Here is a 17,013-nt window from a genome sequence, read left to right on the forward strand (position 1 = left end):
CGCTCCCCTCAGATGTCAAGGGTAACGCTCATTTCCTTGCAAACTTCAAGTGCGTCACGTTCGGCTCGGCCACCGTCTCGACCAGCGACAAACCGTGCATGTCGTCGATGCCATCGAACAGGCGCTCGCCGCCGCCGAGAAGAATCGGGGACTGGCTGATGAGCATTTCGTCAACAGTCCCGGCCTTCAGATACTGCTGGGCGGCCTTCGCGCCGCCCGCGAGAGCCACGTCTTTCCCCTTTGCCGCTCGGCGCGCCTGCGCGAGCGCCGATTCGATCCCATCCGTGACGAAAGTGAATGTTGTGCCTCCTTCGAGCACGAGCGGCGCGCGCGCGTGATGCGTGAGCACGAACACCGGATGATGATACGGCGGATTGCTGCCCCACCAGCCCATCCACGGATTCTCGCGCGCCCACGGACCAGGATGTCCCCCGAACATGTTCCGGCCCATGATCGTCGCACCGACGTTGACCACCGACTCCTCCACGACGCGGTTGCTCTCGTTCACCGCGCCGCCGGACTCACCGTGCATCTCGCGCCAGAACTTGAGGGGAAAGACCCATTCGTGCAGCCGCATTCCGCCGATACCGAGCGGATTGTCGACGCTCTGCTTCGGGCCAGCGACGAACCCGTCGAGTGACATTGAAATTCGAAAGCGCAGCTTCGACACGTTAGGAAATCCTGTCGTCGAGACGAAGTCCCCAGAGCATCAGCGCGAGCGCGGTCAAGCCGGTCGGCGCCGACGAGTACGCGAGCACCTTGATGAAAGTCTCTTGCGCCGGAGTGCCCTGGACAAGCCCGTGAGGCAGTTCGCCCTGCCTGCAGGAGCCGCTGTCCCTGACGCGAGAGCAAACCCGACCTCGTGTTGGCCTCCGGACGCTGCATGAATGATTGCGGGTCGATGCGGACAACCGTGAATCTCGACTGCCCGCTCCAATGCTCTGGCTCATCGGGCGGGCTGCCCTAGTACCCGCAGTCACGGAAACGACAGGGCAAATTACCATCACGTGCTCGAAGTGAGCCACGCTACTGTGCCTGTTTCTTCGTTATGTAAGTTGGCAACGCACGCGGCACGCACTCGATGGCGACGACGGTCGGGTCCCGTGCGCGGCCTGGTCGGACGAGTACCGATTCACCTCTGACGCTCACGAGGTTTCATGCCCACACGTCCCTTGATCCCGAACAGCCTCGCCCAGCGGGCGGAACCTGAAACCTTTCGCGCCCGAGGCGTCTCGGCGTCACTCGCCGTGAAGGATCTTCAGAAAAGCCTCCTGTGGTACCGCGACAAAGTCGGCTTCTTCGTCGACGAAAAATTCGAGCACCGAGGAAAGCTGAACGCGGTCGCGCTCAAGGCTGGCGACGTCCGCATCCTCCTCAGTCAGGACGATGGCGGCACTGGGTGGGATCGCGTCAAGGGCGCCGGCTTCACGTTGCAATTCACGACCGCACAGGACATCGATGCGCTTGCCGAAGCCATCAAGCAGCGAGGCGGCCGATTGGACTCGGAGCCGCAGGACGTGTCCGGAACGCGGATGCTGCGTTTGCGCGACCCGGATGGTTTCAGGCTGGTAATCTCGGCGGCGAGATAATCGAGCGCCTCGACCGGGCGGGCGCGACAAGCCGGACGAAAAAACAAAGAGGCCTGCCAACAGACTCCCGTTAGGCAGGCCTCTTTGTCGTGTACGGATCCGGAAAGCGCGCGTTACGATCCGAGGGGGTGAGGTTCGATTCAACGTTCGGCGCGGCCCGCTCACTCTGCTCACGGGCGGCAGCGTATATCATTATGCCAGCGATGCGACGAACCTCACGAACACGTTAGGCAACCTGTCGACGCAAGCCCTCGTCTGGTCCACGCGCGCGAACGCAACGTGGAAGCTGACGCCGATGATGGACGCGCAGTTCTTCGTCAACTATCGTGCGCCGTTCACGACGGAAAGCGGGTCGCAGAGCGCGTTCGTGTCGATGAACGTTGCGTTCCGGCACAAGTTGTGGCGTGATCGCGGAAGCCTCACGGTGCGCATTGCCGATCCGTTCACCATGATGACCTTCGGTTCGCGTACTCAGAGCGCGAGCGTCGTGCAACTGAGCGAGCGAAGCTTCGGGATGCGCGGCGTATTCATCGCGTTCTCGCGGAACTTCGGGCAGGAGCTCAAGCTGCGGCCGAAGCCGCAGGACACGGAAGGTCAGGCCCAGGCACAGCCGGGCGTACCCTAGTAGAAGGCTTCTTCGAGGGACGGGAACGGGCCGACGTCGCGCTACGCCTTGGCATCAGCGTGCAGACCTACGACAACCACCTCCAGGCCCCGTTCCGCTCGTTGCGCGCCCAGTTGGCGCACGTCGTCGAACTGTTCACCGACGTCGATCGCTCGCTCTGGTACGATTTCATCGAGGAGCTGAGCGAGCGCCACGACGCCTCGCGCCTGCGCCGCGCTTCCGCCAAGAAAGGAAAACGTTCCACATCGAAGAGCGACCGGTCCAACTTCGAAGGCGACCGGTCCAACTCTGAACGCGACCGCGGCAATAACTCGCGCGCCGGTGCCGCATAGGTAGCGATCGCTACCAAATCGTGAGGCGTCCGCGACAAAATGCAGGGCGACCGGAACACTTCGTTAGGCGACGCGCGCAAAACTGAAGGCGACGTCGGCTCAGAGCGAGTGCACCGCGGCAATGTGTGACACGACCGCGGCCATGCAGGACTCGACCGCGGCAATGTATGACACGACCGCGACAATGTTGGTAGTCACCCTGATTGTTTTTGCAGGCGGCGGCCGCAGTTCACGACACGACCGTGACTGCACACGAGACGACCGTGACTGCACAGGACACGACCGTGGCTTCGCATGACACGACCGTGGCTTCGCATGACACGACCGCGGCTTCCTTCGACATGACCCTGACTTCACGCGACAGGACCGCGGCTTCCCACGACACGACCGTGGTTTCCCTCGACACGACCGTGGTTTCCCTCGACACGACCGTGACTTCACCCGGCACGACCGTGACTTCACCCGGCACGACCGCGACTTCACTAGACGCGACCGCGATTCGCGGGCGCACGAAGCCCGACGCGTCTGCCCGATCAGCGCACGAAGATCGCGCGCCGTCTATTATTCTTCGCAAACAGCCTTCTGTCGCCGAGAGCCCTTTGACCGAGAAGTCCCCTGGGGCCCCCGAAACGCCTCGGCTCGGTCCCCCTACCGACCAATTAGGCACAGGGCTGGACCTTGGGGGTACATTTTACTGTTGACCTGTCCGGCCCCAGAGCTTATGCTCGCGTTCGGTGACCTTGCCACGTAGTTGGCCGTCAGGTTCACATCGATAGTTCTGCAGCACCTTTTTTACTTCAGTCAGTTCAGTTTTGTCTCGAAATTTTCACGACTCGCCCTATAGCGACGAAGGGCCCCAGCAGCGCTCCCTCCCGAGCAGTCCGTCGCACCATCAACATCGCAGCACCTGGTCGCCAGACGAAGACCATCCGCGCTCGCAGCGCGGGCGCCGGAGACGCGGGAAGCAAGGCGCCAAGCGCGGTGCCTCCCACCGACCGCTGCAGCTCACTTCGCATCCGACGGGACGCCTGGCGTACGCCGAAACTCGGCGGTGGCTCCTTCAGCAGCACGGACCGGTTTGCGCGTACTGCGGTGAGCGCTTCGCGCCGACAACGATGACCCTCGACCACGTAGCTCCGCGGCGCGGTCAGACCGCCTACGATCGGCGCGACAATCTCGTCCTCGCGTGCAAGACCTGCAACGCGGCCAAGCGAGATCTCGCGCCGATCGCGTTTCTGCTCGCGCGCCGCAGCCGCGCGACCCATCTGCTTCGCTATGGCGCGCATCTGAGCCCGATGCTCATCGAGCTCGCGAGCCAGTTGGCGCCCGAGGAATCGCCCTACCGCGACTGACGCGCAGAGTAAAGGGTTGCGCGTAGAGGGTAGCAGCTAAAGGAAAGCCCGTGGGCGGTCGCCCACGGGCTTTCCTTTAACTACCGCCTACCCTCAGCGCTCTACGGCTTTTTCTTGTCTTTGTCCGTCGAGTCGCTCGCGGCCTTCTTGCCTTTGTCGTCCTGCTTCTGAGACGGCGGCGGGTTCACCTTCTTCATGATCGCGTCGAGCCGAGAGTTCTTCGGTGCGTCGTTATGCTGCGGCTTGGCGTCGTTGGCGTTCTTGCCGTTCTTGCCGTTGTTGCCGCTATTGCCGTTATTGCCATTGCCGGCGTTCCCGTTGCCGTTCCCACGCCCATTGTTGCCGGGCTGGTTTTGCGGCTGGCCCTGTTGCTGCGGCTGCGGATTTGACTGCGACGGCGACGACGGATTACTTGTGGCAGGCGGCTGGGTGGAAGGCTGCTGACTGCGCCCGCCGTTCCCATATCCATTGCCATTGCCACGCGGATCGGCATTGCGCGGATCGCCGTGGGCCCGACGGCCGTTGTCCTGGTGGTCCTTGCCCTGGCTGCCCGTGTCCTGCGGCTGCGTCTGCGGCGGCTGGCTCTGCGGCGGAGTCTGGGCCGGGGGCGACGGTATCTGCGGCGGCTGGTTCTGGGGCGGCTGATTCTGCGGCGGGGTTTGCGGCTGATTGGTTGCCGGCGTCTGCGGGTTGTTCGGCTGCGAGCGCGGGTAGGTGGGCGGGACGTTGCGTGGCGGTGGGTTATGGGGCTCGCCCTGCTGGTGACCGACGTCCGTCGCCGCAGGGACGCGGAAGACGGGCGTTCGCGCCGAGGGATCCATCCGCCGCGGCACGCGATGTCCAGTCGATCCGAATACCGAGTCCGGCGCTTCCGTTACCGGCGGGCGGCCACGCGCCACTGTGCGCGGTGGGCACCACACGTGATTGGCGAGATCCTCGCGCACCTCGAAGTAGTTGCCACCCGGGCAATACACCCTGGCAAATCGGATCGTGACGGTAACGCGAGCTGGCGCCATCGAAACCGAGAACATGTCCTCGCCCCACCACTCGTCCGGCTGGGCGCGGACGAACTCACGCGAGATCGCGCGTACCGTTACGTTGGCAGTCGACGCGAAGAAGGTCGATCCGAGTCGTCGCTCGAGGCCACCGCGCTCGTAATCAGAATCTTCGAAACGGAGCGGCGTGTCCGACGCGACCGCGTAGATGTACCGCGTGTCGTACGACGCGAATCGCCGATCGCGGGAGTCGTAGCGCATCGTCCAGTAGACGTCGACCCAGGTGAGACCGGTCAGCTCGACGTCGCGTGGGTGCGTCGGCTCCGGGTACACGAGCGAGACGCCACGTCCCGGCACGATCTCGAAGACCGCGGCGTAAGCGGGGCGACTCGTCTGAATCAGGACTCGTCCATCTTCTGCGCGAACGATGCTGACCTCGAGCGGCGACACACGCGGCGGCACGGGCACACGCTCCGGCGCGGGAGTGGGCCTCGACTGGACGACATAGGTCGGCCCGCAAGCAGCAGCGCCGACGAGAGTGAGGGAAAGAAGTTGCAGGGAGAAGCGCATGGGAGCGTCCGGTGGGGGGAGAGATGTACTTATAAGGACGCTCAAGGATCTCGTTGGGCACCCGTGGGCGGGGGGCGGCGGGTCGAGGGTAGAGGGGTAGACGTAGCTGTCGCGCCTTACGCTCTACCCTCAACCCTCAACCCTCTACCTCTACCCACCCTCTACCCTCTAGCCGGCAACCCTCTACGGTACTGGCAGTCCGCTCGGTACGGACGCCGGAATGAGTCCGGCGAGACTGCGCGCCGCCGGGTCGGTGAGTGACTCGAGGAACGCCACGAGCTGATTCAGCTCGACGTCGCTCAAGCCTAACGGCGCACGCAGCTGCGGCGAGGCGGAGGTGAGGATCGCCGTGATCGTTGCGTCGTCACCGTGGTACTGCGCACGGAAGCGTGGGTCGAGCTGTGACACGTCATACGTGTGCAGCGCTTGCTCGGCGTTGTTGTAATGTCGGACGACGGCGTCGAGCGTCGCGAACGCACCGTCGTGCATGTATGGCGGCGTGAGCTCGACGTTGCGGAGCGCGGGCACTCGGAAAAGGAACCGATTCGTCTGTGCGGGGAACTGCGGATCCTGACCGAGGTCGAGTGGCGCGTCCTTTCCGACACCTGGGCCGAGCTGCGGTACTGCTGCGGCCGCGAAGGTCTGGCCGCCGAGGAGCGGACCGAAGTGACAGGTCGAGCAGCGGGCCTTCCCGAAGAAGAGCAACGCGCCATGCTTCGCATCGGTCGTGAGCCCGTCATCGTCGCGCGCGAGGTAGCGATCGAAGGGGGAGTTCGTGAAGGTGAATGCCGCCGTCTCGAACGCCGCGATCGCGTCCGCCGCATGCTGGAAACCTAACGACGATGCCGATACACCCGGGAATGCGGCGTTGAACTTGGCAACGTACCCGTTGATCGCGAGCACGCGCTGCATCACTCCCGTCCAGATTCCCGCGAAGTCCGCGCTGTCGTATGCCGCGAGCTCGTTCGCATTCCCGGCTGCGTCGCGGTCGCCGATCTCACCGCGCATCTCGTTCCGGTTCGTCACGGGGAACATCGCCTGCGCGGCGAGCACGCTCGTTAGGCCCGCGGGCAATGCTGCACCCGCGGGCGTCTTGAACACAGCGTTCTGGATTCCGCCGAGGTCGGACACTCGCCCGTCCCAGAAGAGATAGAAGGCGCCCAGACCGGTGTTGAGCAGCGTCGGCGCGTTCCGCGGCGTGAATTGCCGCCCCGCGCCGAGTTGGCGCGTCACACCGCTCCCGGTGCCGCCCGTGCCAATCGAGAGCGAGAGGACGTCGGCGGTGTGGTTGAGCGGACTGTGGCACGTTGCGCAGGCGACGTCGCGGTTGCCGCTCAGCACCTTGTCGAAGAAGAGCGATTTTCCGAGGTCGACGAGCGCGGGATCCGGCGCATTCACGGCGCCGATTGGTACCGCGCCCCATTGCTGGAGCGTTCCCCGCAGCTGAGCATCGAGGGTTGGCGTGGGCGGCGGCGAAGCCACACCAGTTCGGCTCGATTCGCCCCCGCACGCGGCGACTGCACACAGGAGCAGGCCAGCGATTGAGTATTTGCGCATCATGGGAGCGGCACCGAGATCGAGAGTTGGTGGGTGGTGACGCTCACCGGCGTCAACGTCAGCGGGCCGTCCGGCGCCGCGAGAATGCTCGGCGACCCGAGTGCACCCGCCGCGGCGACGTCGGGAACCGCACCAAACTGGTTGTCCGGGATTCCGGGCCGACCCGTGCCGTGCGTCGTGCTGCCGACATAGCGAAAATCGACGCCGCCGAAGCGCATGCTCACACCCCACGTCGGCGACCACTCGACCCACTGCTCGTACTGCTGTTGCGATGTGAGCTCGACGTGATCCTGCTGATGCAGCCAGTAATGAATCGCGTGGGCGCTGATGCCGAACTGGACGCGTAGCGGGAACTGCGCTCCCTGGATCGGGATGTCCTGCCGGAAGCCGAGTCGCGCCACAATGTTCGAGAATGTGAAATGGTTCTCGGTGGTGCGGCCTCCGGCCGGTATCAGCGAGCCGCCCGCCGTCTGAGTCTCGACCGGCGCTTCGCCCCACGTGTGTGTGAGGATCGGCTCGTAGATGAGATCGAGACCGAAGGTCGAGGGGCCGGTCTGCTGCGCGACGCCGACGCCGAAATTGTACGCCGCCGAATGACCAGGATCCCACGGCACGGGACGCACGAGGTCCAGGATCTGATAGTCAGGCAGTTTGGGGTGCGTGAGCAGATTGCCTGTCATCACGGCGCCGACGCGCCAACCGGAATCTCCAACCGGTCGTTGCCAGGCGAGGTGCACGCCCCAGGTGTTCGTGTGATCGAGGTTGCGCTCGAGCCGAGGCCGCAGGCTGATGCCGCGGAGGTTCGGATCGTAGAACGACTCCGCGAAGGTCACGTCGTGGGTCATCGCGAGCCGGTCGTGGAGGATCAGCGCTTCGAGCGACGAACCGTTCTGCCAATCACGGACGACGCCAAAACGAGCGTCGAGATCGCCGCCGTACTGGGTGACGCTCTGGCTTCCAGCGTACAGTTGGTCGACGCCGTCGATGCGATGGAGGTCGGCGTAGAGCAGACTGCCGGCGAAGGAGAATCCATTCGCGACGCGGCGACCGAGTGTTGCGAACGCATAACGATTGTACTTGTTGTTGAGCTGGTCAGGCGGCGGCAGCGGCGCCGCTGCGCCGAGGGTGTTGGCGCTCGCGAACACGGGCGTTGGGACCGCACTGGAGATTCGGCTGGGATTCAGTTCCTGCATCGCGACCACGGCGCCGCCGAACAGATCGCCCTTCGACATGAGCCCCCCGACCGGAATCGTCTGGCCCCCGCCGCTCGCTCGCGAGATGGAGTAGAAGGTCGGCGCACCGAAAAACTGCATCGCTCCCGACCGAAGGCGGCCTCCCTTCGCCGGATTGACGAACGGATCGAGGAGCGAGTCGGCTAGCGCCACCGACACGCCGCCCATCGCCTCGTTCGCCGACGGAAAGAAGTTGAATTGATCGCCGGTGGCGATGGGGATGGTCTTGATGGGGATCAGCTGCGCAGCGGCCGGTGTGGCCATGAGACTGAAGGCGCAGAGCGTGGAGCGTAGTACGCGCAGCGAAGTCGGGACGGGCATGATCGCGCTCGGGGTGGCTCTCGATGCGCCAAACCGTTGCTTCGCTGGCCACGTCACTCTGCGGCCGGCTTGACCCCTTGTGCTTCTACAGGGAAGGGATGCATCCTGTGCCGACGCTTCCAAAGCGAGACAGGACTCGGCAATGGATAAACTCGACCTACCCCAGGGCACTCTCGATCTTCTGATCCTCAAGGCCGTGTCCCTCAAGCCCGAGCACGGCTGGGCGATCTCGGAGCGCATTCACCAGGTTTCGCGGGAGACGTTGCAGATCCCTCAGGGTTCGCTCTACCCCGCCCTGCACCGGCTCGAACGACGCGGATGGATCAAGGCGACGTGGGGCGCGTCGGAAAACAATCGGCGCGCGAAGTACTACGAGCTCACGAAGGCTGGCCGGAAGCAGCTCGAGGCCGAGACCGACGCGTGGCAGCGGCTGACGTCGGCGGTCGGTCTCGTCCTCGATATGGCCTAACGAGATCCGCAGCTGAGTGATCCGTTTCATCCGCGCGATCCGTGTCTCCTTGGCCTCCTCAGGGAGAAGCTCCTCGAGGGTTCTTGCGCACGGCCGCGGAGATGGAGATGATTGCGCGAAGCGGAACCTTTTCCCTATCAGTGAATCGTCCATGTCGATCCGTGCGCACATCGGCCTTCTGGCCCTGACTCTCGCAGCGATTACTCCAGCCGTCGCTCAGCGCGCCCAGCCCGCGCCCATCTCCTCCTTCGATCCGCAGACCGCCTCCCAACTCCAGTGGCGCTACATCGGTCCCGTCGGAAACCGCGTCGCTTGCGTGGTCGGCGTGCCCGGCGATCCGAATGTGTATTACGCCGGCGCGGCGTCCGGCGGAATCTGGAAAACCGTTGACGCGGGCATTCACTGGTCGCCGATCTTCGATGATCAGGACGTCTCGTCCGTCGGCGCGCTGGCTGTGGCGCCGTCAAATCCGAACATCGTCTGGGCAGGCACCGGGGAGCCATGGATTCGAAGCCACATTTCGATCGGCGACGGCGTCTACAAGTCGATGGATGCGGGACGCACGTGGAAGAAGATGGGTCTCGATTCGACGGGACGCATCGGTCGCATCGCCATCGATCCGAACAATCCAGATGTCGTGTTCGTCGCCGCGCAGGGATACAGCTATGGTCCGCAGGAGGAGCGCGGCATCTATCGCACGACGGATGGCGGCGCGACCTGGCAGCGTGTGCTCTTCGTCGATCGCAACACGGGCGGCATCGACGTCGTTATGCATCCGACCAATCCGCAGATCCTCTTCGCGGCGACGTGGCAGCTCGAGCTGCACACGTGGGGCCGCGAAAGTGGCGGACCAGGCAGCGGCATCTATCAGAGTACTGATGGCGGTACGACGTGGAATCGCCTAACGGGGCACGGGCTGCCGACGCACGAGATCGGAAAGATCGGCCTCGCCATCGCACGCTCGAATCCAAGCCGCGTGTATGCGTTGATCGAAACGGGAGACGGCAATCCGCTGCACGGGCGACCGACGGACAACGGCGAGCTGTGGAGATCGGATGACGGTGGCGCAAACTGGCGCGTCGTGAACTACGAGCGCGACCTCGCGTGTCGTCAACCGTACTACACGCGCACGGTCGTGTCGACCGATAATCCCGATGAGATGTACTTCCTCTGCGCGAACTTCAGCCGCTCGCTCGACGGCGGCCTAACGGCCCACACGGGTGGACGTGGCGGCGGCGGACGCGGTGGTCGCGGCGCAGCCGCGCAAGCCCCGGGCGTACCGGGCGGCGCCGTTACCACAGCCGGACGCGGCGGCGATTCGACGGCGGTCGTGCCGCTCGCGGCGGCAGGCGGCGACAACCACGACATGTGGATCGACCCGACGAACGGGAGCCGGATGGCCGTCGCGAACGATGCTGGCGTCTCGATCTCGACGACGCGCGGACGCAGCTGGCTGCGCGTTCAGCTCCCGATCGCGCAGATCTATCACGTCACGGTCGACAATCGCGTGCCGTATTACGTCTACGGCAACAAGCAGGATGGCCCGTCATATCGTGGGCCGAGCAATAGCAGGACGGGCAACCAGATCGCGCGGAGCGAATGGCACGGTGTGGAAGGCGGCGAGAGCGGCTGGGCAACTCCCGATCCCGTCGACTCGAACATTGTCTGGTCGACCGGCTCAGGATCGGGCGCGCGCGGCGGCATCGTCATCAGGTTCGACGAGCGCCGGCGGCAGGGACAGAACGTCGAAGTGTATCCGCTCAGCACCGGCGGGTACGCCGCGGCGGACGTGAAGTATCGCTTCGTCTGGGACCCGCCGTTCGCGATCTCGCCGCACGATCACAACAAGATCTACACCGGAAGTCAGTTCGTGCACATGACGACGGACGGCGGCCGCACCTGGCGCGTCATCAGCCCCGATCTCACGCGCAACGACAAATCGAAGCAGGGCATCTCGGGCGGCCTAACGCCGGACGACATCGGCGTGGAGTACGGCGACGTCGTGTACGCCATCGCCGAGTCGCGCGTCACGCCGGGATTGATCTGGGTGGGGACCAACGACGGACTCGTGCAGCTCACCCGCAATGGTGGCGCGACCTGGACGAACGTCACCGCGAACATTCCAGGCATTCTCACCTGGGGCTCGGTGCGTCACATCGAGCCTTCGCGCTACGACGTCGGAACGGCGTACATCGTCGTCGACGGACACCAGGAGAACAATCGCGAACCCTGGGTCTACAAGACCAACGATTACGGCAAGACGTGGAAGCTCATTGTAAATGGCATTCCGAAAAGCCCGCTGAGCTATGCCCACATCATTCGCGAGGATCCCGTTAGGCGCGGACTCCTCTACCTCGGAACGGAGAACGCCCTGTACGTGTCCCTGGACGACGGCGACCACTGGGCGCCGCTGCAATCGGGCTTGCCGCACGCGCCGGTATATGGAATGGCAATTCAGGAGCACTTCGACGACCTCGTCATCTCGACCTATGGCCGAGGGATCTACATCCTCGACGACCTGTCGCCCCTGCAGCAGCTCACGCCGCAGATCCAGACGTCGAAGGCGTTTTTCTTCCCCGTGCGCCCGGCGTATCGCTTCACGGACGTCGCGGGCAATTACTCGATGAACGACGACCCCACAGTAGGGAGCAATCCTACCTACGGTGCTCGCTTTAACTATTGGCTAGGCGCGCAAGCGCCGGTTCGGATAGATATCGTGGACGCAGCGGGCGCAACGATCCGGACGATTCACGACTCCTCAACTCACACCGGATTGAATCGCACGAGCTGGGATCTGCGCAACACGGTGTCGCGTGGCCCACGCATGCGCACGAAGCCGGTCAACGACGCCGAGTTCGCGATGGCGCGCGACGGTACGCGCGACGCGGCGGGGTTCGGGACGATCGCAGTGCTCATGCCGCCGGGTCGCTATACCGCGAGGCTGACGGCGAATGGCCAGACGCTCACGCAGTCGTTCGAGGTGTTGAAAGATCCGAATCAAGCGGAAACGCTGGCAGACATCAAAGCGGCGACCGATGCCCTGCTCGCTCTCCAGAAGAATCATCGCACAGCGGCGGACATGCTCGGTACGATCGAGAACGTCCGCGCGCAGCTCGAGGCGCTCGACGGCGGCAGCGCGACGACGACCGACATTCACCAGGCGGGCGACACCCTCGAAAACAAGTTCATGTCCGTGGAGGGGCAGCTGCTGGACCTTCGCCTAACGGGCCAGGGGCAGGACGAAGTACGATATCCCGTCATGGCCGCCGGTCAGCTCAGCTGGCTGGCGGGCGGCATCGGTGCGTCCGATTTCGCGCCAACGTCACAACAACGCGAAGTTCAGGGAATACTCAACACGCGCATTCAGAATACGCGCTCGGCTCTGGATCGGCTCCTGCGGCAGGACCTCGCGGCGTTCAATGGATTGCTCAAGGCCAAGGGGATGACAACGATCGATGCGGGAGCAAAGGTGGTGTTCTGATCGTCATCCCGATGAGCGCGGAGAGCTCTAAGACGAAACGGCCTGTGCGCGCGGGACCTGCGGCGACGTCGCCTGGCCGCGCGCCGCCACGGGGAAGCAGATCGAGAAGGTGCTGCCTTTCCCAACGGCGCTCTGCACATCGATCGTGCCGCCATGGGCCTCGACGATCGCCTTGGCGATGGCCAGGCCCAGACCGACGCCGCGGTTGTCGCCGCTGTTGCCCTGCCAGAACTGCTCGAACACGTGCGGCAGGCGCTCCGGGGCGATGCCGACACCGGTGTCGCGCACGCTGAACACCGCGGCCCCATTCTCGATATGGCCGTCGAGGGTGATGCGTCCGCCTTCGGCGGTGAACTTCACCGCATTGCCTAACAAGTTTCCGAGGACCTGCAGCACGCGCGCGCGGTCGACGCGGAGGCGCAGACTCCGGTCGGTGGCGTGTGCCTCGAGCTTGATGCGCCGCTCCGCCGCAAGCGGTCGACCCATCTCCTCTGCCTGATCGATGATCGAGCCGAGCGTCACGTTCTCGAAGTCGAGCGAGAGGCGTCCGGCCTGGATGCGCACCGCATCCAGCAGATCGGCGACGAGCCGCCGCATGTGGGTCACGGCGCGTGTCATCACTGCCAACAACTCGGTCCGCCGCTCTTCAGCGAGCGTCGGCTCGCCGAGGAGTTCTGTCGTCGCCATCGCGAGATGCAGCGGATTGCGCAGGTCGTGCGCGACGACGCCCAGTACCTGCTCCCGCGCGCGCGCCGTGAGCTCGGCCTCGCGCCGCCGCTCGCGTTCGGCATCGTAGCTCCGCGCCCGCTGGAGCGCGGCCGCCGCGGATTGTGTGAGCAGTAGCGTGAATGTTCGATCGGCCGCGCCGACGGCGCTCGGTTCGGAAAAACTCAGGCCTAACGCGCCGACGACCTCGTTGCCGTACCGCAATGGTGCAACGACGTGCGCCTGCCGGTCACTCACGGCACCGACGCGGTCGTAGACCTTTGGGTAGCGCGCGCGAAATTCGTCGACAGTGGACAACCAAACCGGCGACCTCGTGCGAATTGCCTCGGCGACGGGGCCATCGTCCGCGATCGTCAGGCGTGTGCGGCGCCGCATGTCCTCGGGATAGCCACTGGCGCCCAGCCGTTCGACTTGATCGCCGTCGACGAGCATGAGAAACGCGCGAGTCGCCTCGACCGCCTTCATCCCTTTTGTGAGGATGACATTGGCGACGTCGTCCACCGAGCCCGCTTCGGCGAGCGCGGTGGTGACATCGAGTAGCTGTTGAGCCTGTGCAGCGAGCCGCTCCGATTCGCGCGACAGCGCCTGGATCTGGTCGACCTGCTGCTCGAGCTCGGCGTTCATTTCCTCGACGTCCAGTGCGCGCCTCTCGGCAAGCTCGCGCGCGCGGCGCATCGCGGCTGTGGTGGCACCGATCGTCAGTGCGACGATGAGAAACACGAAGCTGTCGACGAGCTCCTCGGAATGCGTGAGCTCGATCGATCCAATCGGCGGGAGGAAGCTGAAATCGATCGCGAAAATCGAGAGCGCTGCAGTAAGTACCCCCGGACCGCTCCCACCGTACCAGGTCGCCAGCGCGACCGCTGCTGCGAAGGGCAATCGGCTCGCTGCATCGAACTCGGCGCCGAGCGCGAGAGTCACCAGCCACGCGAGAAGTGCGAGCGCAACAGCGACCGCGTAGCGGCCAAGCCGCGCGCCCTTCGAGTTGCCACCGCGAAAGGGCAACTCTGTCAGGTGTCGCATGAGCTCGTGCGCCTTGATATCCACTCGAGAACGATAGCGCGTTGCCTGCGTCGGCGTCTGTTGGACGCAGGCATGACGACTTTGTTAGCGGCGTCAGCGCGTGACCGACGCCTGCACGACCCGTTTGTAAAGATTCAAATACTTCGCCGCCGATTGCTCCCACCCGAAGTCGCGCGCCATCGCTTCGCGCATCATGTTATGCCAGCCTGCGGGCTCTTTGTACTGATCGACGGCGCGCACCGCAGCGCGCATGAAGTCGGCCGCGACGTAATCGTCGAAGAGGAAGCCCGTGACGTTGTCCTCGATCGTGTCCGCCAACCCGCCGACGCGCCGCGCAATGGGTAGCGTGCCGTAGCGCTGAGCGCGCATCTGCGTGAGACCGCACGGCTCGTACTGCGACGGCATGAGGCACATGTCGGCGCCCGCGAGCAGCTTGTGCTCGAGCTCCTCGGTAAATCGCAGCTGGACGGAGATTCGACTCGGTGCGCGGGCCGCGATCGCGGTGAGTGCCGCCTCGTAGCGCGGTTCGCCGGCGCCGAGAAAGAGAAACTGTGCATCCAGCGCGAAGTAGCCGGGATCGCCGAGAATGAGGTCGAGTCCCTTCTGCGACACGAGGCGCGCCGTCATCGCGAAGATGGGCACGCCGGGAATGCGTCGCAGACCAATCTCCTGCTGCAAGGCTTCGCGACACTGTTCCTTGCCGTCGAGCGCATCCGCGGCGTAGTGCGCTGGAATCCCGGGATCCGTCGCCGGATTCCAGCGCCTCTGGTCAATGCCATTGGTGATGCCGACGAATCGGTCGCGCAGCGCGCGGAAGACGCCGTCGAGACCGAATCCGCCCGCCGGCGTGCGCAGCTCGTGCGCATGCGTCGGACTCACCGTCGTGACCGCGTCGGCGAAGACGAGCCCGCCCTTTAGCAAGTTTACATTTCCGTGCCACTCCATCTGCCGCCAGTTGTATAGCGACCAGGGCAGACCGAGATCGGGCATCGTCTGCGCCGGAAAGTGTCCCTGGTATCCCGCGTTATGCACCGTGAGGACGACGCTCACCCATCCGTAACGGACGTCGCCGGCGAAAAACGTGCGGAGATAGACGGGCGCGAGCGCCGTGTGCCAGTCGTGCGCATGCAGAATGACAGGGTCGCTGCCGGCGATGCGCGGTATCGCGGCGAGCGCCGCCATGCAGAAGCATGCATAACGACGCGCATTGTCGGGATAGTCAGCGCCCGGCGGCCCGTAGAGATACGGACGATCGAAGTACTCGGGATTCTCGATGAAGTAGACTTCGGTGCCGACGCGAGGGTCGTCGGGACGCTTCGACAGTCGCCACAGCCGCGCCGGCTCGATGCGGCTTCCGATCTGGACGCGGAACGCTGGACCGACTGGCTCGATCTCGGGCGCCGTGTCGCGGACGGCCGCATAGAGTGGCATCATGATCGCCGACTGCAGGCCGGACGCCGCCTGGAATCGCGCCAGGCTCGCGACGGCCTCGCCCAGACCGCCGCTCCGCGCGAAGGGCGCCAGCTCGGCGACAACGTGAATCACTCGCACGCGACGGCCGTCGGGGAGTGCCAGCGCCGGCGTCGGAGGCGTCGGCACTTTCACGAAGGGTACTTCCGGAGCAGTCTCTACCGCCGCCTGGGGCGAGTTCATGTCGTCACGCTAAGCATTCTCTGGGCCGAGCGCCACGGCCGCGAAGTTCTGTTCCCGGCGCCTCGCTGACATCGCGCCACGGCGCCAAGCTACCACAATCGAGCAGCTCCCCGAACTCCACTCGAATCTCCAAACTTCGCGCAGACAAATCGAGTTGCCAGCTTACTCGACGTCGCACCGGCGGCAAGGACGTAGCGCGGTACGATCTCCGCGACCCGCTTCGGTAGCTCGGGCACATTGGACATACCGCCGCCGAGCACGATCACATCCGGATCCAGCACGTTTACTAGTGACGCGAGCGACCGCCCGAGGCGGTCGCAGTAAAGGGTGAGCGACATCGTCGCAAGCGGATCACCGCCGGTGGCAGAACGCACGATCTCCGCCGCCGGAATGTTCGCGCCGGCACGCTTGGCGTGATCGCGCTCGAACCCCGGACCGGACACCCACATTTCGATGCAACCCATTCTCCCGCAGTAACAGCTCGGACCAGGGAACTCCTCGGCGTCCATCCAGGGCAGCGGATTATGTCCCCACTCACCGGCGATGAGATTGGCGCCGGAGAGGCACTGTCCGCCGACGACGATGCCTCCGCCGACGCCGGTGCCGATGATGACGCCGAACACCACGTGCGCGCCCGCGGCAGCACCATCGATCGCCTCGGAGAGCGCGAAACAATCCGCGTCGTTGAGGACGCGAATCTCCCGGGCCAATCGTTGCTCCAGGTCGTTGGCCAATGGCTGCCCGTTGAGCCAGACGGAGTTCGCGTTCTTCACCAATCCCGTTTCAGGCACCACGATCCCTGGAATACCGATGCCGACGGTGCCCGTGCGCCCCGCCTTCATCTCGACGTCGGCGACGAGCTTCGTGATCGCGTCGAGTGACTCCTCATAGCCAGCCGGGGTGGGGACGCGCTGCCTAACGAGCTCCGTCCCGTCGCCGTCCATCGCGAGGGCTTCGATTTTGGTGCCGCCGAGATCGACGCCAATGCGGAGCTTGGATTTGCGCATGGAATAAAGTGCAAAGGGCCAGGGGCGAGGGGTTAGGGGCTAGCGTTTTCTCTAGCCCTAGCCGCTCGACTCCAGCCCCTA

At 64.7% G+C, this 17,013-nt stretch carries 14 protein-coding genes; 6 read left to right on the forward strand and 8 right to left on the reverse strand.

Annotated elements, in window-relative coordinates; genetic code table 11:
• Positions 1-28: 28 nt before the first annotated feature.
• Positions 29-670, reverse strand: a complete 642-nt coding sequence (locus VGH98_22080) for a dihydrofolate reductase family protein (protein ID HEY2378686.1) — start codon at positions 668-670, stop codon at positions 29-31.
• A 487-nt stretch (positions 671-1,157) separates the two neighbouring features.
• On the opposite strand from VGH98_22080, the gene VGH98_22085 reads away from it, so the two are divergent.
• The 3 genes from VGH98_22085 (at position 1,158) to VGH98_22095 (ending at position 2,546) form a co-directional block, all read left to right on the forward strand.
• Positions 1,158-1,589 carry a VOC family protein gene (locus VGH98_22085; protein HEY2378687.1) on the forward strand — a complete coding sequence of 144 codons (432 nt, stop codon included), beginning with the start codon at positions 1,158-1,160 and terminating at the stop codon, positions 1,587-1,589.
• Between the two features lie 166 nt (positions 1,590-1,755).
• A complete protein-coding gene (locus VGH98_22090) occupies positions 1,756-2,214 on the forward strand; it encodes an outer membrane beta-barrel protein (GenBank protein HEY2378688.1) in 459 nt (152 codons plus the stop codon).
• A gap of 59 nt (positions 2,215-2,273) precedes the next feature.
• Positions 2,274-2,546, forward strand: a complete 273-nt coding sequence (locus tag VGH98_22095; GenBank protein ID HEY2378689.1) for a hypothetical protein — start codon at positions 2,274-2,276, stop codon at positions 2,544-2,546.
• A 229-nt stretch (positions 2,547-2,775) separates the two neighbouring features.
• Here the strand turns inward: VGH98_22095 and VGH98_22100 are convergent, their stop codons facing one another.
• Positions 2,776-3,057 carry a hypothetical protein gene (locus VGH98_22100; protein HEY2378690.1) on the reverse strand — a complete coding sequence of 94 codons (282 nt, stop codon included), beginning with the start codon at positions 3,055-3,057 and terminating at the stop codon, positions 2,776-2,778.
• 301 nt (positions 3,058-3,358) lie between these two features.
• On the opposite strand from VGH98_22100, the gene VGH98_22105 reads away from it, so the two are divergent.
• The gene (locus VGH98_22105; GenBank protein ID HEY2378691.1) at positions 3,359-3,898 is read left to right on the forward strand and encodes an HNH endonuclease signature motif containing protein; all 540 of its coding nucleotides are present in this window, start codon (positions 3,359-3,361) and stop codon (positions 3,896-3,898) included.
• A 101-nt stretch (positions 3,899-3,999) separates the two neighbouring features.
• On the opposite strand, the gene VGH98_22110 is transcribed toward VGH98_22105, so the two are convergent.
• The 3 genes from VGH98_22110 to VGH98_22120 form a co-directional block, all read right to left on the reverse strand.
• The gene (locus tag VGH98_22110) at positions 4,000-5,463 is read right to left on the reverse strand and encodes a hypothetical protein (GenBank protein HEY2378692.1); all 1,464 of its coding nucleotides are present in this window, start codon (positions 5,461-5,463) and stop codon (positions 4,000-4,002) included.
• 183 nt (positions 5,464-5,646) lie between these two features.
• A complete protein-coding gene (locus VGH98_22115; GenBank protein ID HEY2378693.1) occupies positions 5,647-7,023 on the reverse strand; it encodes a cytochrome c peroxidase in 1,377 nt (458 codons plus the stop codon).
• On the reverse strand, positions 7,020-8,573 hold the full coding sequence (locus VGH98_22120; protein ID HEY2378694.1) for a hypothetical protein: 1,554 nt from the start codon (positions 8,571-8,573) through the stop codon (positions 7,020-7,022). Before VGH98_22120 ends, VGH98_22115 begins: the two co-directional genes overlap by 4 nt.
• 142 nt (positions 8,574-8,715) lie before the next feature.
• Here VGH98_22120 and VGH98_22125 point away from each other — a divergent pair, with 142 nt between their 5' ends.
• Both VGH98_22125 and VGH98_22130 read left to right on the forward strand, forming a co-directional pair.
• Positions 8,716-9,042, forward strand: coding sequence for a PadR family transcriptional regulator (locus VGH98_22125; protein ID HEY2378695.1), 327 nt, complete (start codon positions 8,716-8,718; stop codon positions 9,040-9,042).
• A 151-nt stretch (positions 9,043-9,193) separates the two neighbouring features.
• A complete protein-coding gene (locus VGH98_22130) occupies positions 9,194-12,523 on the forward strand; it encodes a hypothetical protein (GenBank protein ID HEY2378696.1) in 3,330 nt (1,109 codons plus the stop codon).
• Positions 12,524-12,550: 27 nt separating this feature from the next.
• Here VGH98_22130 and VGH98_22135 read toward each other — a convergent pair whose 3' ends face one another.
• From VGH98_22135 to VGH98_22145, 3 genes are all read right to left on the reverse strand, one after another.
• Positions 12,551-14,272: an ATP-binding protein gene (locus VGH98_22135; protein HEY2378697.1), complete on the reverse strand. Its 1,722-nt coding sequence runs from the start codon at positions 14,270-14,272 to the stop codon at positions 12,551-12,553.
• Positions 14,273-14,365: 93 nt separating this feature from the next.
• Positions 14,366-15,925 (reverse strand): glycogen synthase GlgA, encoded by a 1,560-nt coding sequence (gene glgA, locus VGH98_22140; protein HEY2378698.1) that lies wholly within the window; start codon positions 15,923-15,925, stop codon positions 14,366-14,368.
• 89 nt (positions 15,926-16,014) lie between these two features.
• Entirely contained in the window at positions 16,015-16,932 is a 918-nt protein-coding gene (locus VGH98_22145) for an ROK family protein (GenBank protein ID HEY2378699.1), read from the reverse strand.
• Between the last annotated feature and the right edge of the window lie 81 nt (positions 16,933-17,013).

The sequence above is a fragment of the Gemmatimonadaceae bacterium genome (assembly GCA_036496605.1).
In the GTDB taxonomy this organism is placed as follows: domain Bacteria; phylum Gemmatimonadota; class Gemmatimonadetes; order Gemmatimonadales; family Gemmatimonadaceae; genus AG2.